This window comes from Bradyrhizobium sp. LTSP857 (assembly GCF_000938285.1).
Classification (GTDB): Bacteria; Pseudomonadota; Alphaproteobacteria; order Rhizobiales; family Xanthobacteraceae; genus Bradyrhizobium.
The window spans coordinates 601,778-625,041 of the sequence record NZ_JYMS01000007.1 but is presented as its reverse complement, the minus strand read 5'-3'; the positions used below and the strand labels follow the sequence as shown (position 1 = coordinate 625,041).

The 23,264-nt window shown below is 63.3% G+C and carries 23 protein-coding genes and 1 pseudogene; 14 read left to right on the top strand and 10 right to left on the bottom strand.

Annotated elements, in window-relative coordinates:
* Positions 1–16: 16 nt before the first annotated feature.
* The 4 genes and pseudogenes from UP06_RS04530 to UP06_RS04515 all read left to right on the top strand — a co-directional run.
* Positions 17–742: pseudogene (locus UP06_RS04530) on the top strand (phosphatidylserine decarboxylase); the annotation flags it as partial.
* An 86-nt stretch (positions 743–828) separates the two neighbouring features.
* Positions 829–1,701, top strand: a complete 873-nt coding sequence (locus tag UP06_RS04525; protein ID WP_045000834.1) for a CDP-alcohol phosphatidyltransferase family protein — start codon at positions 829–831, stop codon at positions 1,699–1,701.
* A gap of 121 nt (positions 1,702–1,822) precedes the next feature.
* Positions 1,823–2,542 carry an RraA family protein gene (locus tag UP06_RS04520; protein ID WP_045000833.1) on the top strand — a complete coding sequence of 240 codons (720 nt, stop codon included), beginning with the start codon at positions 1,823–1,825 and terminating at the stop codon, positions 2,540–2,542.
* 15 nt (positions 2,543–2,557) lie between these two features.
* The gene (locus tag UP06_RS04515; RefSeq protein ID WP_045000832.1) at positions 2,558–3,376 is read left to right on the top strand and encodes an SDR family NAD(P)-dependent oxidoreductase; all 819 of its coding nucleotides are present in this window, start codon (positions 2,558–2,560) and stop codon (positions 3,374–3,376) included.
* On the opposite strand, the gene UP06_RS04510 is transcribed toward UP06_RS04515, so the two are convergent.
* Complete coding sequence (locus UP06_RS04510) at positions 3,373–4,032, bottom strand: aspartate/glutamate racemase family protein (RefSeq protein ID WP_045000831.1); 660 nt, start codon at positions 4,030–4,032, stop codon at positions 3,373–3,375. The two genes, UP06_RS04515 and UP06_RS04510, sit on opposite strands and share 4 nt — an antisense overlap.
* A gap of 6 nt (positions 4,033–4,038) precedes the next feature.
* Positions 4,039–5,454, bottom strand: coding sequence for an MFS transporter (locus UP06_RS04505; protein WP_045000830.1), 1,416 nt, complete (start codon positions 5,452–5,454; stop codon positions 4,039–4,041).
* Positions 5,455–5,940: 486 nt separating this feature from the next.
* Between UP06_RS04505 and UP06_RS04500 the strand changes: the two genes are divergently transcribed.
* The 8 genes from UP06_RS04500 (at position 5,941) to UP06_RS04465 (ending at position 15,710) form a co-directional block, all read left to right on the top strand.
* Positions 5,941–6,714, top strand: a complete 774-nt coding sequence (locus UP06_RS04500) for a motility protein A (RefSeq protein ID WP_045000829.1) — start codon at positions 5,941–5,943, stop codon at positions 6,712–6,714.
* Between the two features lie 23 nt (positions 6,715–6,737).
* Positions 6,738–7,565 carry an OmpA/MotB family protein gene (locus UP06_RS04495; RefSeq protein ID WP_045000828.1) on the top strand — a complete coding sequence of 276 codons (828 nt, stop codon included), beginning with the start codon at positions 6,738–6,740 and terminating at the stop codon, positions 7,563–7,565.
* A gap of 173 nt (positions 7,566–7,738) precedes the next feature.
* Positions 7,739–9,637, top strand: a complete 1,899-nt coding sequence (locus UP06_RS04490; protein WP_045000827.1) for a potassium transporter Kup — start codon at positions 7,739–7,741, stop codon at positions 9,635–9,637.
* Between the two features lie 141 nt (positions 9,638–9,778).
* A complete protein-coding gene (locus tag UP06_RS04485; protein ID WP_045000826.1) occupies positions 9,779–11,707 on the top strand; it encodes a potassium transporter Kup in 1,929 nt (642 codons plus the stop codon).
* Between the two features lie 154 nt (positions 11,708–11,861).
* On the top strand, positions 11,862–12,188 hold the full coding sequence (locus tag UP06_RS04480) for a rhodanese-like domain-containing protein (RefSeq protein ID WP_045000825.1): 327 nt from the start codon (positions 11,862–11,864) through the stop codon (positions 12,186–12,188).
* Between the two features lie 21 nt (positions 12,189–12,209).
* On the top strand, positions 12,210–13,388 hold the full coding sequence (locus UP06_RS04475) for an aminotransferase (RefSeq protein WP_045000824.1): 1,179 nt from the start codon (positions 12,210–12,212) through the stop codon (positions 13,386–13,388).
* 7 nt (positions 13,389–13,395) lie between these two features.
* Positions 13,396–14,508 (top strand): polyamine ABC transporter substrate-binding protein, encoded by a 1,113-nt coding sequence (locus UP06_RS04470; protein WP_045000823.1) that lies wholly within the window; start codon positions 13,396–13,398, stop codon positions 14,506–14,508.
* A 98-nt stretch (positions 14,509–14,606) separates the two neighbouring features.
* Positions 14,607–15,710 (top strand): Fic family protein, encoded by a 1,104-nt coding sequence (locus tag UP06_RS04465; RefSeq protein WP_045000822.1) that lies wholly within the window; start codon positions 14,607–14,609, stop codon positions 15,708–15,710.
* 23 nt (positions 15,711–15,733) lie between these two features.
* Here UP06_RS04465 and UP06_RS04460 read toward each other — a convergent pair whose 3' ends face one another.
* The 6 genes from UP06_RS04460 to UP06_RS04435 form a co-directional block, all read right to left on the bottom strand.
* Positions 15,734–16,666: a lipid A biosynthesis lauroyl acyltransferase gene (locus UP06_RS04460; protein ID WP_045000821.1), complete on the bottom strand. Its 933-nt coding sequence runs from the start codon at positions 16,664–16,666 to the stop codon at positions 15,734–15,736.
* Between the two features lie 8 nt (positions 16,667–16,674).
* Positions 16,675–17,952 (bottom strand): beta-ketoacyl-ACP synthase, encoded by a 1,278-nt coding sequence (locus UP06_RS04455; protein WP_045000820.1) that lies wholly within the window; start codon positions 17,950–17,952, stop codon positions 16,675–16,677.
* Positions 17,953–18,054: 102 nt separating this feature from the next.
* Positions 18,055–19,257 carry a beta-ketoacyl-ACP synthase gene (locus UP06_RS04450; RefSeq protein WP_045000819.1) on the bottom strand — a complete coding sequence of 401 codons (1,203 nt, stop codon included), beginning with the start codon at positions 19,255–19,257 and terminating at the stop codon, positions 18,055–18,057.
* Positions 19,254–19,724: a 3-hydroxyacyl-ACP dehydratase FabZ family protein gene (locus UP06_RS04445; protein WP_045000818.1), complete on the bottom strand. Its 471-nt coding sequence runs from the start codon at positions 19,722–19,724 to the stop codon at positions 19,254–19,256. The genes UP06_RS04450 and UP06_RS04445 overlap by 4 nt, the downstream gene beginning before the upstream one ends.
* Before the next feature lie 10 nt (positions 19,725–19,734).
* Positions 19,735–20,022: an acyl carrier protein gene (locus tag UP06_RS04440; protein WP_007592476.1), complete on the bottom strand. Its 288-nt coding sequence runs from the start codon at positions 20,020–20,022 to the stop codon at positions 19,735–19,737.
* Positions 20,023–20,222: 200 nt separating this feature from the next.
* Positions 20,223–20,564 (bottom strand): hypothetical protein, encoded by a 342-nt coding sequence (locus UP06_RS04435; protein ID WP_045000817.1) that lies wholly within the window; start codon positions 20,562–20,564, stop codon positions 20,223–20,225.
* Positions 20,565–20,837: 273 nt separating this feature from the next.
* Between UP06_RS04435 and UP06_RS04430 the strand changes: the two genes are divergently transcribed.
* On the top strand, positions 20,838–21,464 hold the full coding sequence (locus UP06_RS04430) for a ParB-like protein (protein WP_045000816.1): 627 nt from the start codon (positions 20,838–20,840) through the stop codon (positions 21,462–21,464).
* A 258-nt stretch (positions 21,465–21,722) separates the two neighbouring features.
* Here UP06_RS04430 and UP06_RS04425 read toward each other — a convergent pair whose 3' ends face one another.
* The gene (locus UP06_RS04425) at positions 21,723–21,926 is read right to left on the bottom strand and encodes a hypothetical protein (RefSeq protein ID WP_045000815.1); all 204 of its coding nucleotides are present in this window, start codon (positions 21,924–21,926) and stop codon (positions 21,723–21,725) included.
* Between the two features lie 146 nt (positions 21,927–22,072).
* Between UP06_RS04425 and UP06_RS04420 the strand changes: the two genes are divergently transcribed.
* A complete protein-coding gene (locus tag UP06_RS04420; protein WP_156162754.1) occupies positions 22,073–22,804 on the top strand; it encodes a Crp/Fnr family transcriptional regulator in 732 nt (243 codons plus the stop codon).
* Here UP06_RS04420 and UP06_RS41395 read toward each other — a convergent pair whose 3' ends face one another.
* Positions 22,805–22,960, bottom strand: a complete 156-nt coding sequence (locus tag UP06_RS41395) for a hypothetical protein (protein WP_197087119.1) — start codon at positions 22,958–22,960, stop codon at positions 22,805–22,807. It lies immediately after the preceding gene.
* Between the last annotated feature and the right edge of the window lie 304 nt (positions 22,961–23,264).

Genomic DNA, 23,264 nt, shown 5'->3' with positions numbered 1-23,264 from the left:
CGCGAGACGACCCGCGCCATCACCCCTTTTGCGGCAGATACCGATGTCCATTCTCGATTCGATCCAGCGTCAGATCCCGCCGATCCACAAGGAGGGCTATCCCTTCATCGGCGGCTTTGCGCTGGCAAGCCTCGTCCTGTTCTGGCTGTGGTCGCCGCTGGGTTGGATCGGCACCATTCTCACGGTGTGGTGCGCGCTGTTCTTCCGTGACCCCGTGCGGGTCACGCCGGTGCGCGATGGCCTCGTGGTGTCGCCGGCCGATGGCCGCGTCTCGATGATCACCATGGCGCTGCCGCCGGCCGAACTCGGGCTCGGCGACCGTCCGCTGCCGCGCATCTCGGTGTTCATGAGCGTGTTCAACTGCCATGTGAACCGCAGCCCGGTGGCGGGCAGGGTGGAGCGCATTGCCTACCGGCCGGGCCTGTTCATCAATGCCGAGCTCGACAAGGCGAGCGAGGACAACGAGCGCAATTCGCTGGTCATCTCGACACCGCAGGGCCGCATCGGCGTGATCCAGATCGCAGGCCTCATCGCCAAGCGCATCGTCTGCTTCGTGAAGGAAGGGCAGGCGGTCGGCGCCGGTGAGCGGTTCGGCCTGATCCGCTTCGGCTCGCGGCTCGACGTCTATCTGCCGGTCGGCACCAAGGCGCTGGTCTCGGAAGGCCAGACCGCGATTGCCGGCGAGACCATCCTGGCCGACCTGACCGGGGACGACCCGGCACGCACCTACCGCGCCAATTAACCATTGGGCCGATTTCAGGGCCTTCCGCCGCAATGGCGGAGGGGCACGTGGCTTGCTATATCTCGCCTTAAGGTGAGGACGAGCCAATGACGCCCTACGACTTCAAAGATCCAGACATACGCCGCCGGCGGTTCCGGCCGATCCCGGTGCGGATGCTGGTGCCCAACGTCATCACGCTCTTGGCGATCTGCGCCGGCCTGACGGCGATCCGGCTCTCGATCGAGGGGCGGATGACGCTCGCCGTCTACGCCATCGTGTTCGCAGCCGCGCTCGATGGCATCGACGGCCGCGTCGCCCGCATGATCAAGGGCCAGTCCAAATTCGGCGCCGAGCTCGACAGCCTCGCCGACTTCGTCAATTTCGGCGTCGCGCCCGGCCTGATGCTGTATTTCTGGCAGTTGCACGAGCTCGGCAATGCCGGCTGGATCGCGGCCATGGTATTTGCGATCTCCATGTGCCTGCGGCTCGCGCGCTTCAATGCCACGCTGGACGATCCGAACAAGCCGGCCTTCGCCGCCAATTTCTTCACGGGCATGCCGGCGCCGGCAGGCGCGATCACCGTGATGTTGCCGATCTATGCAGCGTTCCTGGAGCTGGGGCGCTGGCCCGCGGCCCTGACGGCCGGCTACACGCTGCTGATTGCCTTCCTGATGGTGTCGCGCCTGCCGGTGTTCTCCGGCAAGAGCATGCGCATGCGGGTGCCCCCGGAGCTGGTGTTGCCGGCGTTCGTCGCGGTGATCTTCTTCATCGCGCTTGTGATCGCCTATCCCTGGTACGTGCTCTCGATCGGGACGGTGCTCTATCTGCTCTGCCTGCCGCTCGGCTACAAATCCTATCGCGACCAGGCGCGCGCGATGGAAGCCACCGCACCATCAGGAGGTGAGGTCGCGTCGCCGCCTTCGGCGCCGACACTGGCGAACCTGTCGGAGCCGCCGCACGACGATCGCCGGCTGCACTGAGCGGCATCTGGCGGATATCTGCCATGAGAGCTTCCTGAGTTGGGTTGAGGCCCGATCTCGGCTATATCGCGCTGAGCCGGCGGCATCGCGTCAATCAGCCGCCAATCTGGGAGAGAATGCCGTGACTGATACCGCGACCGGGCCGCTGCCCGCTTCCGTCCTTGAAGCGCTGGGCCGCTATGATACTCCGACGATCTGCAATGCCATGGAGATCGTGGCGCCCGAGCGCCGGCTGATCGGCTACACCACCAAGCAGCTGGTTTGCCCGTTCCCCGATCTGCCGCCGATCGTCGGCTACGCCCGCACGGTTGCAATCCGATCGGTGCTGAAATCCTCGCTGCCCCCTGAAGAGCAATCCAGGCGCCGCATCGACTATTACGAATATGTCGGCACCGGTCACGGCCCGCGCATCTCGGTGATCCAGGACATCGACGGTCCCGACGTCGGCTACGGCGCATTCTGGGGCGAGGTGCAGAGCAGCGTGCACAAGGCGCTCGGCTGCCTCGGCGTCATCACCGACGGCTCGATCCGCGACATCCCGCAATGGGCCCCGGGCTTCCAGGCGCTCGCCGGCTCGATCGGCCCGTCACATGCCTGGGTGCATGCGGAGAGCTTTGGCGGCGAGGTGCGCGTTGCCGGAATGACCGTGAAGTCGGACGATCTGATCCATGCCGACCAGCACGGCGCCATCATCATCCCGCTCGACGTCGCGGCAAAACTGCCCGAGGCCGCCGAACTCTGCGGCCGCCGCGAAACTCCGATCCTCGAGATCGCCCGCAGCCCCGACTTCTCGCTCGAGAAGCTGAAGGCCGCGCTGAAGCGCTCGGCGGAGATTCACTAACAGCGGAGTGACACCATGGACATGCGCGGCAAGACGGTGCTGATCACGGGCTCGACCGATGGCGTCGGGCGCTATGTCGCAAGCCGCCTTGCCGCCGAGGGCGCGCGTGTCCTGATCCATGGCCGTGACGCTGCGCGGGCGAAAACGCTGATCGACGGGATCGTGAAGTCGGGCCACGCCGCGCCGACGTTTTATCAAGCTGATCTGTCGTCGATGGCAGGTACGCGCGAGCTCGCTGCGGCCGTGAAGCGGGATCACCAGCATCTCGACGTCTTCGTCAGCAATGCCGGCATCGGCTCGCAGAACGATGGGCCGCAGCGGCAGGAGAGCCGCGACGGTCACGAGCTGCGCTTTGCCGTCAACTATCTCTCGGGCTTCCTGCTCGCCCATCTGCTGCTGCCGTTGCTGAAGGCCGCGGCGCCGTCGCGCATCGTCAATGTCGCTTCACTCGGCCAGCATCCGATCGATTTTGACGACGTCATGATCACGAAGGGCTACAGCGGCTCGCGCGCCTATGCGCAGAGCAAGCTCGCGCAGATCATGCTCACTGTCGATCTTGCAGCAGAGCTCAAGGACGCCGGCATCACGGTGAACTCGCTGCATCCGGCGACTTATATGAACACGACGATGGTGCGGGCCGGCGGCATCACGCCGATGTCGACCGTGGAACAAGGTGGTGCTGCGATCCTGCATCTGGTTGCAGGCGAAGACGTCGCAGGTCGAAGCGGCCTGTTCTTCAACGGCATGAACGAGGCGCGCGCCAATCCGCAGGCCTACGACGCCGACGCACGCAAGCGCCTGCGCGCGCTCAGCCTGGAGTTGACCGGGCTCTAGTCACCGCTGGTTTTCAGCAGACCAAGCAATTGTCGCGTTGCGGCCGGGATCGGAGCAATGATCGGCTGATCGAACAGGGGCTGAATGGCTGTCGCCACCTGGCCAAGCGGTCCTCCGCCGATGATGACGGCTTCGGCGCCATCCTGTTCAAGGCACGCCCGCACAGAGACGATCAGTTCCTGTTCCAGCCGCGCGGGGTCGCGCACCAATTCAAGTGGATCACCCGGCGTCAGTCGGATCCCGGAATAGAGGTGATGCAGATCCAGCTCGCGCGCACGATCCTCAATTGAGCCCGCCAATTCGGGCGTGACGGTCGCGACACCAAACCGGCGTCCACCCGCGGCCGCCACGATCATGGACGCCTCGCAAATCCCGACAACCGGTAGCATCACTTTGTCCCGCAAGGCCCCCAAACCAGGATCGCCGTAAGCGCTGACGATGATCCCTGCGTAATTCTTGTGATCGGCGACGCCGATTTCGACCACTTCGGCGGCGGAGGCCGCAAGCGCTGCGACCGTCGTGATCATCTGAGGACTCCGCTGCGCCGTCGCGCCAACGACACGCACGCCGCCAGCGGCGCATGACGCGGCAATACTGACCATCATCTCCGTCGTGGCGACGGAGCTGTTGGGATTGATGAGCAGGATTTGCCGCATGACCCTTCATGCACCTTCAGGCAGCGCCGCGATATTCAGGTCTTCCATGGACTTTCCAAACGTCTCGGGGCCGAACTGGATGCAGGCGGCGAAGATGCCGTACATGACGGCAATCATCGCAAATACGCCGACCAGTCCATAGCTGTCCAGCACCCGGCCAGAGATAAGGGGCATCACGGCGCCGGCCGCCGTTCCGCTGGCCAGAATGAACGCGACGCCGAACGCCCGTGACCTCGTGGGATAAAGCTCGGGTGCGTAAATCCAGATGGTGGTGTTGAGCACGAGAACGAAGAACTGGAACACCGCGCCAAAGAACAACAACAGATAGATATTCACGCCGAGAAAGCCGAAACACAGCGAAGCAACGCAGGCACAAATCGAACCCACCGTAAGCACGAGCTTGCGCGGGAACATGTATCCGAAGGCCGAGGCCGAGACCGTTCCCAGAAAACTGCCTGTCTGAATGATCATTGTGAACAGCAGGCTGGTTGACAGCGTGTAGCCCTGCGCGACCAGCATCATGGGTAGCAAGGTCAGAACGGACAATTGCGCACCGTAGCTCATCAGGATGGCAATCGTGACCGGGATCGTTCGCGACGCATAGGGTGGCTTGAAGATCTCGCTCCAGGCTGCGTTGCCGGTCTTGAAGGGTTCGCCACCATCGCTGAGGTAGGACGTGACAGTCAGGCCCTTGGGATTGAGCTTGCCGGAGGCGAGGATCGAAAGCACCTTGTTGGCTTCGGCGATCTTGTTTTTCGACAGCAGATAGCGTGGCGTCTCCGGAATGTAGCGCCGATAAAACACGATCAAGAGCGACGGCAAGGCCAGGCTGAGGAACAGCCAGCGCCAGCCGCTCGGCCCGGGAAACAGCGTGAAGATCAGAAGACCAAAAGCGGGCGCCAGAAAATTACCGAGACCGCCCGCGCCGACGTTCACCAGACCAACTGCGGTGCCTCGAAATTTCGTCGATGACACTTCGGCAAGCATGGTGACGGCTGTCGATATCTCGCCTCCGAGCCCGAAGCCGACGACGGCGCGCCCGACGCAGAGCAAGCCAAACGAGGGGGCGGACGCACAGATCAACGAGCCGATCGTGAACAGCAGCAGATTGATCCCGAGCATGATCCGTCGGCCGTATTTGTCGGAAATGACGCCCGACAGCAATCGGCCGGCCGCTGCCGTGCCGAAGGTGATCGTATTGAGCAAGCCAATGTCGCCGCCGGTCAGTCCCCATTGCTCGCGCAGCATCGGTCCGGTGATACCTACCGTGTTCTGCTCAAAGCTGTCGAACAGACAGCCGATCAGGATGAGAAACACGATCTTCTTGTGAGCGGCCGTCGTGCCAATCTTGTTGAGCGCGCCCTCAAGCTCTCGAATCTTCGGCGTATCACTCGAAGACGTCGCAACCGGCCCCATCGCCATTGAAAGCCCCCCGTTACGAGTCTCGTATCTCGTGCGGTTCAATCGTAAATGGAATCTGCGTTGCAGGTTTTGTGCCGTATCCGCGCACCGCCCGGATCGCTCAGAGGCGCCACCGTCTGCCGCGATTCTAATCAGGAATTGGTGTTGTCGCTCGGAAATAGCACACCGGTCATGCCGCATAAGGCCTGGGCTTGCCCTTGTCAGTGCCGTAGTCCGGGCAGCGAAAATTGTCCGGCAGTTACTGATGCGTCGTGCCCGGACCGATGCCGTTGGCCGGATGTGGGCGGCGCAATCATAGTTAGCGAAGTGTTGAGATTGCTGTCGCTGGACGGCAATCGCTGCGCGATCAGCGGCGGCGTGCCGCACAGCCTCGACTTAACCTTTACGCGTCTTTAATCGCGGCTCACTAGGGTTTCCGATGCGGTTCGGGGTTGGGCCGCGCCATCGGCCAGGACGGCCGTTGTTGCGTTCGCGTTGGAGTCTCCCATGGATATCATGACGGGCGCCGGCCTCGTGGCGGGCATGATCGTCGTCGCGACGATGGTGTTCCTGGGCGGCGATCTGCACATGTTCATCAGCGAGCATGCGATGATCATCATCTTCGGCGGATCGGGCGCAGCGACCATGATCCGCTTCCCGCTCGCAGCGCTGATGCACGGCCTGCCGCTCGGCCTCAAATTCGCCTTCACGATGAGCCGGCTGTCGGCGCACGATCTGGTCGACGAACTCGCCCGCATCGCCGAGATCGCCCGCAAGCAGGGCCCGGTGGGGTTAGAAAAGGTCGAGACCGACGAGCCGTTCCTCGCCAAGGGCATCCGCTACGTCGCCGACGGCTACGACCTCGATTTTATCAGGGACAATCTGGAACGCGATCGCGACAATTTCCTGTTGCATCTCAACGAAGGCAGCAAGATTTACCGCGCCGTCGGCGACTGCGCGCCTGCGTTCGGCATGATCGGAACCCTGATCGGCATGGTGCAGATGTTTTCGAACATGTCGGATCCCTCGAAGCTCGGCCCGTTCATGGCGACCGCCCTGCTGGCAACTCTCTACGGTGCGCTGGTCGCGAACCTGCTCTGCCTGCCGATCGCCGACAAGCTGCATGGCAAGCTGATCGACGAGGAAACCAATCGCACGCTGATCATCGACGGCATCCTGATGATCCGCGACTCCAAGAGCCCGACTTTGGTGCGCGAAATGCTGCTGGCCTATTTGCCTGAGAAGCACCGCCACGCCGAAGGCGAGCCGGTTCCGGCGTAACGCCGGACGCCGGGATCTGACCCATGGCAAAGAAAAAACGCGAAGAAGCACACGGCGGCCATGGCTGGTTCGTGACGTTTGCCGATCTGATGGCCTTGCTGCTGGCGTTTTTCGTGATGCTGGTCGCATTCTCCACCCAGGACGCCAACAAGCTGAAGATCGTCGCAGGCTCCATGCGCGAGGCCTTCGGTGTCCAGAGCGAAGCGCGCTACGCCGGCATCATCGAATCCGACGGCCTGCCGACCCGCGCGCGGCTGAAGAACGTCGACCACATCCAGCCTGAGGAGTCCTCCAACACGCCGACGCCGGATCAGGAGGATCGCGACAAGACGTCCGGCGCCAAGATCAAGGTCGACCGCAATTTTGCGCTGGCGGCCGCCTCGCTGCGGCAGGCGTTGCAGGACATGCCGGAACTGACCGAGATGTCCAAGCACATCATGTTCGAGGAGACCAAGCAGGGCCTCAACCTCGAGATCGTCGACCAGGACGGCCGCTCGATGTTTGCCGACGGCTCCAAGGTGCCCTACGACCGCACCCGACGGCTGATCGAGAAGCTCGCCATCCCGCTGAAGGCGACCCCCTTGCGCGTCTCCATCGCGGGCCACACTGCGGCCGGCTTCGTGCCGACCCGCAGCGACTACGGCGCCTTCGATCTGTCGGCCGACCGCGCCAACGCCGTGCGCCAGATCCTCGAACGCGAGGGACTGCCGTCGGCGCATATCTTTGCCGTCGCCGGCAAGGCGGACACCCAGCCGCTGTTTCCGGACGATCCTTCGCTCGCCGCCAACCGCCGGGTGACCATCACCTTGATGCGTGAAGATCCGCCGCTGCCGCCGAACTTGAAGCCATAAATCCCTTGCGCTACCATTTTACCTGAGGCCTATCGTCGCTATGGCGACGAACGTGGCCGCGCCGTCACAGCATCTGCCGCGGCGCCTGCTATGGTGGTGTGCCGATTGACAGGCGCACCGGAAGCGTCAAAAGGCGCCGGATCAATTCCAGGGACGAAGCGTTTTCCCCTTTCATGACGGCGAGCATCACATCGACCGAGACCCAGGAAGGGCCGGTCACCTCCGGTTTTTGGGCTCTTACGCTCGGGAGCATCGGCGTCGTTTTCGGCGATATCGGTACCTCGCCGCTCTACGCGTTTCACGAGGCCGTCAGGGGCGCCGCCCATGGCGAGCCGGTCACGCGGATCATGGTGCTCGGCGTGCTCTCGCTGATCCTGTGGGCGCTGCTGATCGTCGTCACCGCCAAATACGTCCTGCTGCTCTTGCGCGCCGACAATAACGGGGAGGGCGGCACGCTTTCCCTGATGGCGCTCGGCCAGCGTGCGCTCGGGCGGCGAAGCTGGTTCCTGCTCGCGCTCGGCGTGGTTGGCGCCTCCATGTTCATCGGCGATTCCATGATCACGCCGGCGATCTCGGTGCTGTCGGCAGTCGAAGGCCTGAAGCTCGCGACGCCGGCCTTTGAACACTATGTCGTGCCGCTCACCGTCATCATCCTGGCGCTGCTGTTCGCGGTGCAGAGCAAGGGGACGGCGCTGGTGGCGTCCGCCTTCGGGCCGGTGATGGTGGTCTGGTTCACGGTCCTGGCGGTGCTGGGCGTCGTCCACATCGCCGACGATCCGTCGGTGCTGGCTGCGATCAATCCCTATTACGCGCTGCAATTCCTGCTGTCGCACGGCACGATCGGCCTCGTGACGCTGGGCGCCGTGTTCCTGGCGGTGACCGGCGGCGAGGCGCTCTATGCCGATCTCGGCCATTTCGGCCGCAAGCCGATCCAGTCGGCCTGGATGTTCTTCGTGCTTCCCTCGCTGCTGATCAACTATTTCGGACAGGGTGCGCTGGTGCTGTCCGATCCCAGCGCGATCGAACACTCCTTCTATCGCATGGTGCCCGAGCATTGGGTGTTGCCGCTGGTCGGACTTGCGACCGCGGCGACCGTGATCGCGAGCCAGGCGGTGATCACCGGCGCGTATTCGCTAGTCTATCAGGCGGTGCAGCTCGGCCTGCTGCCGCGCTTCGAGGTGCGCTACACCTCCGAAAGCCATGCCGGCCAGATCTATCTGCCGCGTGTGAACCGGCTGCTCCTGATCGGCGTGATGCTGCTGGTGCTGTTGTTCCACACCCCCGGCAATCTGGCGTCGGCTTACGGCATCGCGGTCTCCACCACCATGGTCGCCGACGGCATCATGGGCTTCATCGTGATCTGGAAATTGTGGAACTGGCGCGCCGCGACGGCGGCGGCCGTGATCCTGCCCTTCGTCGTGGTCGACATGACCTTCTTCAGCGCCAATCTGCTCAAGCTGCTCGAGGGCGCCTGGGTGCCGCTGCTGTTTGGAGCTGCGATGGCGGGGACGATCTGGACCTGGCGGCGCGGCTCGGGAATCCTGATCCAGAAGACGCGTCGGATCGAGGTGCCGCTGGACGATCTGATCCGCAGCCTGGAGAAACGGCCGCCGCACATCGTCAAGGGCACGGCGGTGTTCCTGACCAGCGATCCCGCCTTCGTGCCGACCGCGCTGCTGCACAATCTCAAGCACAACAAGGTGCTGCACGAGCACAATGTGGTCCTGACCATCGAGACCGCGCACACGCCGCGGGTCGACCTGTCGGAGCGCTTCCGCATGGAGAAGGTCAGCGACAAGTTCTTAAAGGTCCGCCTGCGCTTCGGCTTCATGGAGCAGCCGAATGTCCCCAAGGCGCTGGCGATCGCGCGCAAGCAGGGCTGGCAGTTCGACATCATGTCGACGTCGTTCTTCGTGTCGCGGCGCTCGCTGAAGGCGTCGGCGCAGTCGGGCATGCCGCTCTGGCAGGATCATCTGTTCATCGCGCTCAGCCGGTCGGCCAACGATGCCACCGACTATTTCCAGATTCCGACTGGGCGGGTGGTTGAAGTCGGGACCCAAGTCACTATTTGAACGCAATCGGCGGACCCATGCAAATTTGCATGCCGAGGGCCCAGAATCGGGCTAGGCTATGCCACCAGCGCAGGACTATAAGCCGCGCGCTCCTCCGCCGTTGTGCAGTGAAGCATTTTTCAGAGGCCACCAGGCTCTCCCATGACAAGTGACGTAGCAATTCCCGCCCCGGAAACGGCGGCGGCCAATGGGCATGGCGACGCCCACACCACCGCCGGTTTCGGTGCGCTGACGCTCGGCAGCATCGGTGTTGTCTATGGCGATATCGGCACCAGCCCGCTCTACGCGTTCCGCGAGGCGGTGATGGCGGCCTCCGGCGTCGAGGGCACGCCTACGCCGGCGGCTGTTCTCGGTGTGGTGTCCCTGATCCTGTGGGCGCTGATCGTCGTGGTGACGCTCAAATACGTCGTGATTCTCCTGCGCGCCGACAACAATGGCGAGGGCGGTACACTCGCCTTGATGGCGCTGGCCCAGCGCGCGGTCGGCACCGGCGGGTCGACCATCGTCCTGCTCGGCATCATCTCCGGCGCGCTGTTCTACGGCGATGCTGTGATCACGCCGGCAGTCTCGGTGCTGTCGGCCCTCGAAGGCATGAAGGACGTCACGCTGCGGTTCGAGCCCTACATCGTTCCGCTGACCGTGCTGATCCTGCTGTTCCTGTTCGCCGTGCAATCGCGCGGCACCGCCCGAGTCGCGGCGTTCTTCGGACCCGTGATGTGCGTCTGGTTCGCGGTGATCGCGGTGGCGGCGATCCATCCGATCATCGCGCAACCGCAGGTGCTGTTCGCGCTGAACCCGTTCTATGCCGTGTCCTTCATGCTCCATCACGGCATCATCGGCTTCGTGACGCTGGGCGCCGTGTTCCTGGCGGTCACCGGCGCCGAGGCGCTCTATGCCGATCTCGGCCATTTCGGCAAGCGGCCGATCCAGACCGCCTGGCTGTTCATCGTGCTGCCGTCGCTGGCGCTGAACTATCTGGGGCAGGGGGCGCTTGTCCTCGGCGATCCGCAGGCGATCGAGAGTCCGTTCTTCCAATTGTTCCCGCAAGGCTGGGCCCGCGGCGGCATGGTCGTGCTGGCGACCGCCGCCACCGTCATCGCGAGCCAGGCCGTCATCACCGGCGCCTATTCGCTGACGCGTCAGGCGATCCAGCTCGGTCTTCTGCCGCGCTTTGAAATTCGCCATACATCAGAAGCCCATTCCGGCCAGATCTTCATCCCGCGCATCAACCAGCTGCTGCTGGTTGCCGTGATCATGATGGTGCTGCTGTTCCGTTCCTCCAGTGCGCTGGCCTCGGCCTATGGCATCTCCGTCACTGGTACGATGGTCGTCACCGGCATGATGGGCTTCATCGTGATCTGGAAGGCCTGGAAGTGGTCGCCGCTGTGGGCTGCAGCTCTGATTGCGCCGTTCCTGTTCCTCGACCTGACCTTCCTGGCCGCCAACCTGCTCAAGGTGTTCGAGGGTGGCTGGGTGCCACTCGCGCTCGGCTCTTTCATGATCCTTCTGATGTACACGTGGCGGCGCGGCAGCCGGCTGCTGTTCGAAAAGTCGCGCAAGCTCGAATTCCCGCTCGCCGACCTCGTGGCGATGCTGGAGAAGCGTCCGCCGCAGCGCGTGCCCGGCACAGCCGTGTTCCTGACCAGCGATCCCCTGAGCGCGCCGACTGCGCTGATGCATAGTCTGAAACACTACAAAGTGCTTCACGAGAAGAATGTCATTCTCACCATCGAGACCGCGCAGACTCCGCGTATCGATCCGGCCGAGCGGGTGAAGCTGGAGCAGATCAGCCCGACCTTCTCCAAGGTGACGCTGAAGTTCGGCTTCATGGAATCGCCTAACGTGCCGAAGGCCCTGGCGATCGCCCGCAAGCTCGGCTGGCAGTTCGACATCATGTCGACCTCGTTCTTCCTGTCGCGGAGGGCGCTCAAGCCGGCCGCCCATTCCGGCATGCCACGCTGGCAGGACCGGCTGTTCATCTCGCTCAGCCGCTCCGCCAACGACGCCACCGACTATTTCCAGATCCCGAGCGGCCGCGTCGTCGAGGTCGGGACGCAGGTCACGATCTAGGCTGCTCCCAAAGCTGCACTTCAAGTCGCTGCGATTTAGCTTTAACTTGCGCCGTAGCGCTCAAGTCTTTGTAGCGCTTGATTTTCGCCTGCCGAGAGGCGAGGTTGCCGCCGGCCGGGGCGCCCCGGCTGGCGCCCGGACGTTGGAGGATGATTTGACAAACCAGGTACAGGATCTGACCCCGGACGAGGTCGCCAAGGGTGTCACCGAAGGGCGCTATCTGCTCGTCGACGTCCGTGAGCCGAACGAGGTCGAGGCCGAGGCCTATCCCTACGGCGTCGTCGTGCCGCTCTCGACCTTCGATCCCAAGGCGATCCCCGATCCGCAAGGCAAAGATGTCGTGTTCGCCTGCCGCTCGGGCAAGCGTTCGGTGACGGCCTCGCTCGCCGCGCAGGCGGCGGGCCTGCCTTACGACAAGCATCTCGCCGGCGGCATGCTGGGCTGGAAGGCGGCGGGCCTTCCCAGCAAGGTCGGCGGCTGATCGGGCCCAATGTCTAACAGGATGTCCAAAAGCTCTTTCCTGAACAAGGTCTTCGCTGACCTTCCCGTCACCATCTTCGAGGCGATGTCGCAGGCTGCGCGCGACAACAACGCCATCAATCTCGGCCAGGGCTTCCCCGACGATCCCGGTCCGGAGGACATCCGCCGCGCCGCGGCTGATGCCTCGCTCAACGGCTACAACCAGTATCCGTCGATGATGGGGATCCCGGAGCTGCGCCAGGCGATCGCGACCCATTACGGCCACTGGCACGGGCTCAAGCTCGATCCGATGAGCGAGGTGATGGTCACCTCCGGCGGGACCGAAGCCTTGACCTCGGCCATCCTGTCGGTGGTTCAGCCCGGCGACGAAGTGGTCTGCTTCCAGCCGGTCTATGATTCCTACCTGCCGATCATCCGCCAGGCTGGCGGCATTCCGCGCCTGGTGCGGCTCGAGCCGCCGGGCTGGCGACTGAATGAGGACATGCTGAAAAGCGTCTTCAATTCAAAGACCAAGGCGGTGCTCTTCAACAATCCCCTGAATCCCTCCGCGGTGGTCTATCCGCGCGAGGACCTCGAGCTGCTCGCCCGCTACTGCCAGAAGTTCGATGTCATCGCGATCACCGACGAGGTCTGGGAGCACGTCACCTTCGACGAGCACAAGCACATCCCGCTGATCACCATCCCCGGTATGCGGGAGCGGACCATCAAGGTCGGTTCGGCCGGCAAGATCTTCTCGCTGACGGGCTGGAAGATCGGCTTCGTCTGCGCCGCACCGCCGCTGCTGCGCGTCGCCGCCAAGGTGCACCAGTTCCTGACCTTTACGACGGCGCCGAACCTCCAGGCCGCCGTCGCCTACGGCCTTGGCAAGCCGGACGAGTATTTCCTGTCGATGCGCAAGGATCTGACGCGGAGCAGGGACCGTCTGACCAAGGGGCTGGAGAGCCTCGGCTTCCCCGTGCTGAAGTCGCAGGGCACCTACTTCCTCACCGTGGACCTGTCGCCGCTCGGGCTCAACGAGAGCGATGCCGAGTTCTGCTGGCGGATCGTCAAGGACTACAAGGTGGCGGCAATCCCGGTCTCGGCGTTCTACGAGCAGGACCCGGTGACATCGGTGGTCCGCTTCTGCTTTGCCAAGAAGGACGAGACGCTCGATACCGCACTGGAGCGGCTGTCGGACGCGGTGCGCGGACGCAAGAGGTAGGACGAAGATGACGAACGTCAGCCGCGCTGGTTTTGGCTTTGGTCTCGCGATCGCCGCAGCGCTGATGTTCATCACGGAAGGAGCGGCCGCCGAGGAGCGCGTCGTCAACTTCTACAACTGGTCCAACTATATGGCGCCGGATGTCCTTGAGGCCTTCACGAAGGAGACCGGCATCAAGGTGGTCTACGACACCTTCGACGCCAACGAGACGCTGGAGACGCGCCTGATGGCCGGCAAATCCGGCTACGACGTCGTGGTGCCGACGGCCTATTTCCTCCAGCGCCAGATCAAGGCCAACATCTTCCAGAAGCTCGACAAGTCGAAGCTGCCAAATCTCTCCAATGCCTGGTCCGTGGTGACCGATCGCCTCGGCATCTACGATCCCGGCAATGTCTACGCCGCCAACTACATGTGGGGCACGACGGGCATCGGCTACAACGTCGCCAAGGTGAAGCAGATCCTCGGGCCCGACGCCAAGATCGACAGCTGGGACATCGTCTTCAAGCCGGAGAATTTGGCGAAATTCAAAGACTGCGGCGTCCACATGCTCGACTCCGCCGACGACATCTTTCCGGCGGCACTGAGCTATCTCGGGCTCGATCCGAACTCGACCAAGCAGGCCGACCTCGAAAAGGCCGCCGACATCGTCGCAAAAGTCCGCCCGTCCGTGCGAAAATTTCACTCATCCGAATATCTGAGCGCGCTCGCCACCGGCGAGATCTGCTTCGTGGTCGGCTGGTCCGGCGACATCATGCAGGCCCGCGCCCGCGCGGCCGAGGCGAAGGGTGGCATCGAGATCGGCTACACGATCCCGAAGGAGGGCGCGCAGATGTTCTTCGACAACCTCGCGATCCCCGCGGATGCCAAGAACGTCAAGGAAGCCTACGAGCTGATCAACTATCTCTATCGTCCGGATGTCGCCGCGAAGAACTCGGACTTCCTGTCCTATGCCAACGGCAACCTCGCCAGCCAGAAGCTGGTCGACCCGAAGATACTCAACGACAAGAACATCTATCCGGACGAGGCGACGCTCGCAAAACTGTTCGTCATCACGGCGCGCGAGCCGGCGACGCAGCGGATCATCAATCGGCTCTGGACGAAGGTGAAGACGGGGCGATAGATAAAGGGGCGGATAGGCGCGCCAAATGAGTTATAGATGAGCTTTCTATAGCTCAATTTTTGGCATATATTGAGCTATAGGAAGGAGCCCTATAACTCATGGCTTGGAATTGGGAGGAGCCAACTTGGCCGCATTTTACCTATGATGCGACCGCCCTGGAGTCGCTCGAGGCCGAATTCCTCCTTCGCTCCGGCGAATTTATCGGCGCCTTCAAACATGTCAGCCAGGGCGACCGGGAGAACCTGCGTATTGAATTGATTGGCGATGAGGCTCTGAAGACGTCGGAGATTGAGGGCGAGATACTCGATCGTGACAGCGTCCAATCGTCGTTGCGGTACCAGTTCGGCCTCGGTGCTCAGCAAGCCGGCGGGTCTCCTGCCGAACGCGGCATCGCGCAAATGATGGTCGACCTGTATCTCAACTTCTCGAAGCCCCTGAACGACGAGACGATGTTCGGTTGGCACAGCATGTTGATGAGTGGGGACCGAACCATCAAGACGATCGGCACCTACCGCACTCATCCCGAACCCATGCAAGTTGTCTCCGGGGCCATCGGTCAACGCAAGGTTCACTTTGAGGCACCGCCTTCCGAGAGCATGGCGAACGAGATGGCCGCGTTCGTCCAGTGGTTCAACGACACTGGACCCGAGGGGCCTTACCCGTTGCCGGCGCTCACGCGCTCCGCCATCGCGCATGTCTACTTCGCCAGTATTCATCCTTTTGAGGATGGAAATGGCAGGATTGCTCGCGCGCTGGCAGAAAAATCACTTGCGCAAAATCTGGGCCAGCCAACGCTAATTGCTTTGGCCTACACGATCGAACGTAGGAGGAAGGCTTACTACGATGCTCTTGAGTACAACAACAAGAGTATGGAGGTAACGAATTGGCTGCTGTACTTCGGCAACACCGTTCTCGAAGCGCAGGAAAACACCAACAAGCGAGTCGACTTCTATATCGCGAAGACGAAGTTCTATGAGCGTCTGCGCGGGCAATTCAACGCCCGCCAGGAGAAGGCCATCGCCCGCATATTCAAGGAGGGCATCGATGGCTTCAAGGGCGGCCTAAGCGCTGAAAACTACATCAGCATCACGAAGGCTTCCCGCGCGACGGTGACACGTGACCTTCAAGATTTGGTCGCGAAAGGCGCGCTGACCAGAACGGGTGAGCTTCGGCATACGCGTTACCACTTGAAACTGGATTAGCGACGGCCCGCGCACCGAAGCGCTTACCGCCACCTTCGATGCAGCCACAACCACTGCTCCGGATGCTCGCGCACCCAGCCTTCCACGACGTTGGTGATCGCCTGCGTCGTGCCCTGGATGTCGATCTTGCCGTCGGCGTCACGCACCGGCGGGACCTCTTCCGTCAGCTCTGCTTCGAAGCGGCCGCCGGGCTGGCGGATGATGCGCACGCCGTGGATCGGGCATTCGACCTGGCGGAGCAGGCGCGCAAGCATCGGATTGGCGCGGGTCTTGCGGCCGAAGAAGGTGACCTCGACGCCGCCCGTCAGATACTGGTCGATCAGCATGGCGACGTGCTTGCCGTCCTTCAGCGCCTGCGCGAGCCGCAGCGGCGCGTCGCGGCCCGCCGGAATCAGCGTGCCCATGTTGACCTGGCGCATCTCCTGGATGATGCGGTCGGCTGAGGCGATGTTCGGCCGGCGATAGAGGATCGCGGTGTCGAGCCCATGTGCGACGGCGGCGAGCGCCGGCAGTTCCCAATTGGAAAGGTGCGCAGCGAAGATCAGCGCCGGCTTGCCGTCGTCCCGGATGTGGTCGAACAGCTCGATGCTGCGCGCTGACAATGTGATCCGGCTATTCTCCGGATGGTCGCGGTCATAATCCCAGACATGGTCCATATGGGCGAATTCGCCGCCGACGCGGCCGAGATTGTCCCACACGCCCATCAGGATCTGCTCGATCTCCTCCGGCGACTTTTCCGGAAATGCAGCCGTGAGATTGGCGCGGCCGATGCGGTGCTCGCGCAGGCGCGGGCCGATCAGCTTGGTGACGCGGGCGAAGAAATCCGCGGTCTTGACCGGATCGAAGTAGCGCGTGGTGCGCAGCATGCCGACGGTCGTGGCCCCGATCAGGCCACCACTGAGCGATTTGGCGGCCTCCCGCGCGCGGGCCTTGATGCTCGCAGGAAGCAGCGCCATGGGTCCGGTCAGGCCGGTTCGCGGGTCAGGATCAGCGAGGCGTTCTGGCCGCCGAAGCCGAACGAATTCGACATCACAGCGGTGACGCGGGCGTCACGCGCCTTGTTGCCGACGACGTCGAACAGGATCGTGGGATCCGGATTGTCGTAGTTGATCGTCGGCGGAATGCGCTGATGCTCGAGTGTGAGCAGGGAGAAGATCGCCTCCACCGCGCCGGCGGCCGAGATGGTGTGGCCGACCATCGACTTGTTGGAGGTGACCGGAATCTTCTGCGCGAGATCGCCGAACACGGCCGATGTCGTGTTGTACTCCATCTTGTCGTTTTCGGGCGTCGCGGTGCCGTGCGCGTTGATGTGGTCGATCTGGTCCGGCGTCATGCCGGCATCGGCCAGAGTCTTGTTCATGCAACCGATGATCGGCTTGCCATCGGGCGAAGAGCGGGTGCGGTGGAAGGAATCGGTGAGCTCGCCGCAGCCGGCGATGACGCCGAGAATCTTTGCGCCGCGTGCGGTCGCGGCTTCATAGCTCTCCAGCACGAGGGCGCCGGCGCCTTCGGCCATGACAAACCCATCGCGGTTCTTGGAGAAGGGGCGGGAGGCGGCCTGCGGCGGATCGTTCTGGGTCGACAGCGCCGACAGCAGCGAGAAGCGCACCAGCGCTTCCGGATTCACCGTGCCGTCGGTCGCCACGCACAGCGCGGCATCGGTCTCGCCGCGGCGGATCGCCTCGACGCCGAGCTGGATCGAGGTTGCGCCCGAGGCGCAGGCCGTCGACAGCGAGATCGGCGAGCCCTTGGTGCCGAAGGTCTCGGCGAGGTAGGCCGCGACCGAGCCGAACATGAAGCGGTGATGATAGGCGCTGTACTTGCCGCCGCCGGAGATGCGCAGCAAATCGTCGTAGGTGAAGTCGGGCGAGCCGACGGCGCGGCCGAGCTCGCGGCGCTGCGGCCATTCGACCTCGACCGGTGCAACCGCAAGGAAGAGGGGACCGGGGAAGTCGCCCTTGGCGCCGATGCCGGCCTGGTCCAGCGCTTCCTCTGTTACCAGCTCTGCCATCCGCTCGGACAGTCCGGTGGAGGAGAACGGATCAACGCTGACGAAATCGACCGTGCCAGCCATCGTTGTCCTCAGGCCGTCGACCGGAAAGCGCGTGATGGTGCGGATGCCGGATTCGCCGGCGACCAGCTTCGCCCAATTGTCGGCCTTGCCGGCGCCGAGCGAGGTCATGATGCCCATGCCGGTGACGACGACGACGGGACGTCCGAGTTTGTCGCGTGGTGCAGTCATGGATCCCCCAAACGAATTAGAGCATGATCCGGAAAAGTATGACGCGATTTTCCGACAAGATCATGCTCAAACGACAACCTGCTAAAGCGCAACGCGCTTTAGCTAAACCGCCTCGACCAGCGCCATGCCTTCGCCGCGCCAGTGTCCGGCTCCCACCACTACGATCTGGGTAGGCGCTCCCTGCATTTCAATCTCGGTGCCGGTCGAATCGTTCGGCGGGAACAGCGCGCCGCGCGAGATCGAGAGCGCCGCGAGCGCCATCCCGAGCGGGAATTGCGTCTCCATGGCGTGGCCGAACATGGTACCGGTCGATCGCACCGGGAAGTCGGCATGGCTCTTCAGGAAGCCGCGCTCCTCGGAGGTCGCGGGCTCGGCGCCGGTCGCGCCCGTGATGATCGCGCCCTTACCCTCGCGCTTGGGCAGCTTCGCCCACAGCTTCTCCAGCGTTGCGGCCATGTCGCCCGGCTGCTTGCGCCTGGCGAGATCGGCGACGACGCTCGAAAGCTTTGCGAACGGCTTTGCGCCGCGCGCTTCGGCGTGCGCCCGCGATTCCAGCACCAGGAACGCGCCGGCCGAGCCGAGCGCGAAGCCGGCGTGGTCCTTGCGCGCCCAGACGGGGGCGAACTTGTCCTTCAGATTGAAGTCGCCGAATTCGTAGAGGACCATAAGGTCCTTGCGCTCGCCATTATGCGAGCCGCCGATCAGCGCAATGTCGCTCTCGCCCGAGGCGATGCGCGACAGCGCGATGCGAGCTGCGTCGGCGCCCGCGACTTCCTCGCCCATGAAGGTGCGCGAGGTGCCGCCAAGGCCGTGCACGATGGCGATGTTGCCGGCGAGGAGATTGGAGAGCTGGGCCAAAAACAGCGTCGGCCGCAGATCGCTCATCAGCCGCTCATTGAGGAAGCCGGGCGCGTTCGCCCCCTTGGCCTCGGCCGTGAGCACGCCGGTGTCGACGTTGAGATCGCGCTCGCCGCCGCCGGCGGCGACCACCATGTCGATCTTCGACAGAATGTCCTTGTTGCCCTTGATCCCGGCGGAGTCGAGCGCAAGGCCCGCGGCATAGGTGCCGATACGCTGCCAGGCTTCCATCTGGCGCTGGTCGCCCTTCTTCGGGATCTGGCTGTCGAAGGAGACCGGCATCAGGGGATGCACGATGTAGGGCGCAAAGCCCTTCTCGTCCACATTGATGCGCTTCTCCTGGAGCGCGGCCCAGTTGGCGTCCAGCCCCTCGCCGAGCGAGGTGGCAAGGCCAATGCCGGTGATCCAGACTTCCGTCTGGCCGGGCTTCGAAGCAGTGTCAGTCATGGCGATACGGCCTGTTGCGGAAAGCCGACGCGCTTGGCGACCGCGTCCATGTATCCGCGAATATCCGAATTGGGGAAGGGGATCAGCGTGAAGGTGAGCGCCGAGTTCGCGCGCAGCTTGCCGCCGACCCTGATCTTGGCCTCGGTCATGGCGTAGCCCGAGCCCTCGTGGACGACGCTCGCCTCGAGGCTCATGAGATCGCCGGGGAACACCGAGCCGCGCACTTTGGCTTCCTTCACCGCGGCGAGAATCGGCATGCGCTCGAACTTCAGGACGCCGAGCAGGAGGAAGCCCGAGGCCTGCGCCATCGATTCGATCAGGAGCACGCCGGGCATCAGCGGATAGCCCGGGAAGTGCCCCTCGAAGACGGTGCTCTCCATCGGGACCTGCGCCTCGACGACGATCTTCTTCTCGTCGACGTTGAGGTCGACGATGCGATCGATCATGTGGAAGTATTCGAGTTGCATGGCCGCGCGCTTAGGCGCTCGCGCCCTTCGCCGCAACCAGTTCGTCGATGCGGGCACACAGATTCTTCAGCACGAAATACTGCTCGGTGGTCGCCTTGCCGTCGTTGACCTCCTGGGTCCACTTTTCCAGCGGCAGCTTGATGCCGAACTGCTTGTCGATCGCGAACGCGATGTCCAGGAAATCGAGGCTGTCGATGCCGAGATCATCGATGGCATGGCTATCCGGCGTGATCGTGTCGCGCGGGATGTCGCAGGTTTCAGCGATGATCGTAGCGACCTGATCGAATGTGGAGGACATCACTAAGCCTTTGATATATTGCGGATATTTGTCAGATTTTCCAGAGTGGCAGGGTGGGTGGGCATCGCGCCCCGAATGACGCCCTCAAACCCCCCTCTGGCCGGGTCGGAAGCCCGTATATCGGAGCGCCGCCCTGAGTTCAATGGAGCCGGACAGGCCTAGGGACAGGGCTGGGGATGCCGGTCGCGGGGCCGGGCGGCCTAGATATGCGGCGTCGTGATCTTGACGCAGTCCCGGCGGCCCATCATCACGCAATCCTGGGTCCGGCGCAGGTCGGCAATACTGACCGCGAGCCAGATCCCGATCGCAGTCAGCGCGATGGTGAAGGCCAGCGCCGCGATATTGGCGAGCATGCGGTGGCGGAAATCGTCGGGGTCCTCGCGGGGCTGCTCATAGCGCGACAGGTCGAGCGGCTCGGGGGCTGCGTGCAGCGGTTGCACGATGCCGCTGCCCCGGTGGACCACCGGGGACGGCGTGGTGCGCGGCCTGAACTGGAGCACCCGGTGCTCCTCGTCCGAGGTTATGGGCCGCTGGGATTTCATGGCGCGGGGATCACTCCGAAGCAGCGATTTTTAAATAGCATACGTGACAGAGGGGTTGCAGGAAATCTTCTCAACGCGCACGTGCATTGCGCGTTCGCATGATCTTTCATCAGCGCAGCGAACGACCAGCGGAACTGGTTGTCATCCCGGTGTCAGGGACGCGCGGGTTGCGCTGCAACAACGATCGAGGTGATCGCGCGAACGCATTTTGCCGCCGCAACGCCCATGGCATAATAGGGGAACCTTGGACAACCAGATGAGGGCCCTTCGATCATGACCACCAACGCGCGCGAGCCGAGAGTGCATCCGGTGCCGATCCTGTCGCTCCGGCCGACGCAGATGACGGTCGGCATGCGCGAGGTCAAGGAGAAGCGCAAGCGCTGGCGCGAGCATGGCAAGAAGAAGCAGTCCGACCTGCTCGGCACCCACATGATCCCCGTCGTGCACGGACCGGACGAGCGCTACTACGTGATCGACCATCATCATCTCGGCCGCGCGCTGCACGACGAAGGCATCAAGGAGGTTCTGGTGACCGTCGTCGGCGACCTCAGGATGGTCGAGCGCGAAGCGTTCTGGGGCGTGATGGACAACAAGCGCTGGGTCTACCCTTACGACGCCAAGGGCGAGCGGCGGCCGTTCCGCGATCTGCCGAAATCGGTCGTCGATCTCAAGGACGATCCGTTCCGCAGCCTCGCCGGCGAGCTCCGCCGGATGGGCGGCTTTGCCAAGGACACCACGCCGTTCTCCGAATTCCTGTGGGCCGACTTTCTGCGCCGAAAATTGTCGCGCAAGGCGATCGACGCCAATTTCGACAAGGCGCTGGAGAAGGCGCTGGCGGCAGCCAAGAGCAAGGACGCGATCTACCTGCCGGGCTGGTGCGGGCCGGCGTCGGACGATTAAGCCGAACTGGGTGTGAGGACGGCCCCAGCCTTGGAAGGGTGATGGGCTGGGGCCGCCGCGCTTTGCGTCCGGAAACGGAGGCGAATCCAAACCGGAGCATCGGCCTTCAGCGGGCGTCTCGTTCCCGATGAAGAGCGTGGGTGAGCCTAGGCCGAGCGCTCGCGCGCTTAATGTACACTTTTGAACGTTGGGCGCCCGATCCCTCGCGACATGCTTTGCACCGGGTAAAGGAAGCCTCGTCCGGCCGTTACGGTGCGATCATTTCGGACTTTGCAGATCATGCGAGGACAGCCAGCGTTCCATCTCGGAGGCGGCTTCGCCGTCGCGGGCCTTTTGCAACAGCGTGTGGCGCTCCGTGCCGGCCGGCAGCTTCTTCGCGGCGGCGCGGGCCTCCTGCGTGAACTTGTTCAACCGTTCCTGGAGAGGAAGGACAGGTCGCGTGCGGTTGCGCTTCTTGATCATGGCTTGGCCTTTCCGGCCCAAACCAACCATGCGGATGCGAGCGGCGTCCTTAACTTTTGTTGGAACCGGAGGTGCGGATCGCGGGTTTTGATTGCAGCGGCGCCACGCCGCCATGGCCTCAATTCATGCAATCGGAGCGATCTCGCGTGCCCAGCGATACGATCCGCGCTGCGCTGGTCAAGCGCTTGCGCATCTCTGCCGGTATCTCGGACGAGGATGTCAGAGAAATCGAAGCCCTCCCGATCGCGGTGCGACAGTACCCGGCGGAAACGCCGGTCGTGCGCGATGGCGAGCGGGCAACCGAATGCTGCCTGATCGTCGAGGGATTTTGCGCACGCTCCAAGACGATCGCGAGTGGCAAGCGGCAGATCCTCTCCTTGCACATTGCTGGCGAAATCCCGGACCTGATGAGCCTGTTCTTGCACGTGATGGACCATGATCTCTCCACGCTGACGCCGTGCACGCTGGGCTTCATCAGCCATGAGACGCTGCGAAAATTGCACCACCGCAGGCCCGTTGTGGCTGAGATGTTCTGGCGGGACACGCTGATCGACTCCGCAATGTTCCGCGAATGGATCGTCAATGTCGGCCAGCGTCCCGCGCCGGCACGGCTCGCGCACGTCATGGTCGAGTTGCGCGAACGTCTCAGGCTGATCGGGCGCGTTGACGATACCGGCTTCGACATGCCGCTGACCCAGGAGCAGATCGGCGAAGCGCTGGGGATCACCGCGGTCCATGCCAATCGCGTGATCAGGCAGCTTCGCGAGGAAGGAATCGTTGAGCTGCAGCGCGGCCGGGTCACGGTGCTCGACGAATTCCGATTTCTGGAGCTAGCCGATTTTGACCATCGTTACCTGCATCAGTCGCCAACGCTTTGATCAGTCGCGCTGAAAGATCTTGGCGCCGGGGTAGGCGCGTCGGGCGTAAGTCACGACCAACTCGCGATCCTGGGTCGCGAGGAAAGGAGTCCGGATCTCGCATGAGCCGACGATGAGGTGCCACAGGCCGTTGAGCTTCTGAATGGCGACGGTCATTTGCGTGCTCTTCGTAGAGACTGCATTCCCGCAAGAGCTGCCTGTCGTGGCTGTCATGCGATTCTCGATCGTGATCGCGCGCGAGAAATTCCCAACACGGCGCGCGCTCGGCGTAAAACGATGGTGACTAATGTTAGTCGCGCTGTTCGCGCGTGACGTTCGCGCTCAGCACGCGTCGCTTTGGACTAGTCCGGGAGCACAAGAGCCGCCAAAACCGTACTGCGGCACGCGGTTTCGCGAACCGGAGCAAATCACAGTCTCTTGAGCGAAATCATTTTCCGGGTGGCATGAAGGCGTCCTGAAA

Bases quoted from the DNA above. Each gene is read 5' to 3' on its own strand.
- UP06_RS04525 (WP_045000834.1), top strand. From the start codon at position 829: ATGACGCCCTACGACTTCAAAGATCCAGACATACGCCGCCGGCGGTTC.
- UP06_RS04515 (WP_045000832.1), top strand. From the start codon at position 2,558: ATGGACATGCGCGGCAAGACGGTGCTGATCACGGGCTCGACCGATGGC.
- UP06_RS04510 (WP_045000831.1), bottom strand. From the start codon at position 4,032: ATGCGGCAAATCCTGCTCATCAATCCCAACAGCTCCGTCGCCACGACG.
- UP06_RS04505 (WP_045000830.1), bottom strand. From the start codon at position 5,454: ATGGCGATGGGGCCGGTTGCGACGTCTTCGAGTGATACGCCGAAGATT.
- UP06_RS04500 (WP_045000829.1), top strand. From the start codon at position 5,941: ATGGATATCATGACGGGCGCCGGCCTCGTGGCGGGCATGATCGTCGTC.
- UP06_RS04495 (WP_045000828.1), top strand. From the start codon at position 6,738: ATGGCAAAGAAAAAACGCGAAGAAGCACACGGCGGCCATGGCTGGTTC.
- UP06_RS04490 (WP_045000827.1), top strand. From the start codon at position 7,739: ATGACGGCGAGCATCACATCGACCGAGACCCAGGAAGGGCCGGTCACC.
- UP06_RS04485 (WP_045000826.1), top strand. From the start codon at position 9,779: ATGACAAGTGACGTAGCAATTCCCGCCCCGGAAACGGCGGCGGCCAAT.
- UP06_RS04475 (WP_045000824.1), top strand. From the start codon at position 12,210: ATGTCCAAAAGCTCTTTCCTGAACAAGGTCTTCGCTGACCTTCCCGTC.
- UP06_RS04470 (WP_045000823.1), top strand. From the start codon at position 13,396: ATGACGAACGTCAGCCGCGCTGGTTTTGGCTTTGGTCTCGCGATCGCC.
- UP06_RS04465 (WP_045000822.1), top strand. From the start codon at position 14,607: ATGGCTTGGAATTGGGAGGAGCCAACTTGGCCGCATTTTACCTATGAT.
- UP06_RS04460 (WP_045000821.1), bottom strand. From the start codon at position 16,666: ATGGCGCTGCTTCCTGCGAGCATCAAGGCCCGCGCGCGGGAGGCCGCC.
- UP06_RS04455 (WP_045000820.1), bottom strand. From the start codon at position 17,952: ATGACTGCACCACGCGACAAACTCGGACGTCCCGTCGTCGTCGTCACC.
- UP06_RS04450 (WP_045000819.1), bottom strand. From the start codon at position 19,257: ATGACTGACACTGCTTCGAAGCCCGGCCAGACGGAAGTCTGGATCACC.
- UP06_RS04445 (WP_045000818.1), bottom strand. From the start codon at position 19,724: ATGCAACTCGAATACTTCCACATGATCGATCGCATCGTCGACCTCAAC.
- UP06_RS04440 (WP_007592476.1), bottom strand. From the start codon at position 20,022: ATGTCCTCCACATTCGATCAGGTCGCTACGATCATCGCTGAAACCTGC.
- UP06_RS04435 (WP_045000817.1), bottom strand. From the start codon at position 20,564: ATGAAATCCCAGCGGCCCATAACCTCGGACGAGGAGCACCGGGTGCTC.
- UP06_RS04430 (WP_045000816.1), top strand. From the start codon at position 20,838: ATGACCACCAACGCGCGCGAGCCGAGAGTGCATCCGGTGCCGATCCTG.
- UP06_RS04425 (WP_045000815.1), bottom strand. From the start codon at position 21,926: ATGATCAAGAAGCGCAACCGCACGCGACCTGTCCTTCCTCTCCAGGAA.
- UP06_RS41395 (WP_197087119.1), bottom strand. From the start codon at position 22,960: ATGACCGTCGCCATTCAGAAGCTCAACGGCCTGTGGCACCTCATCGTC.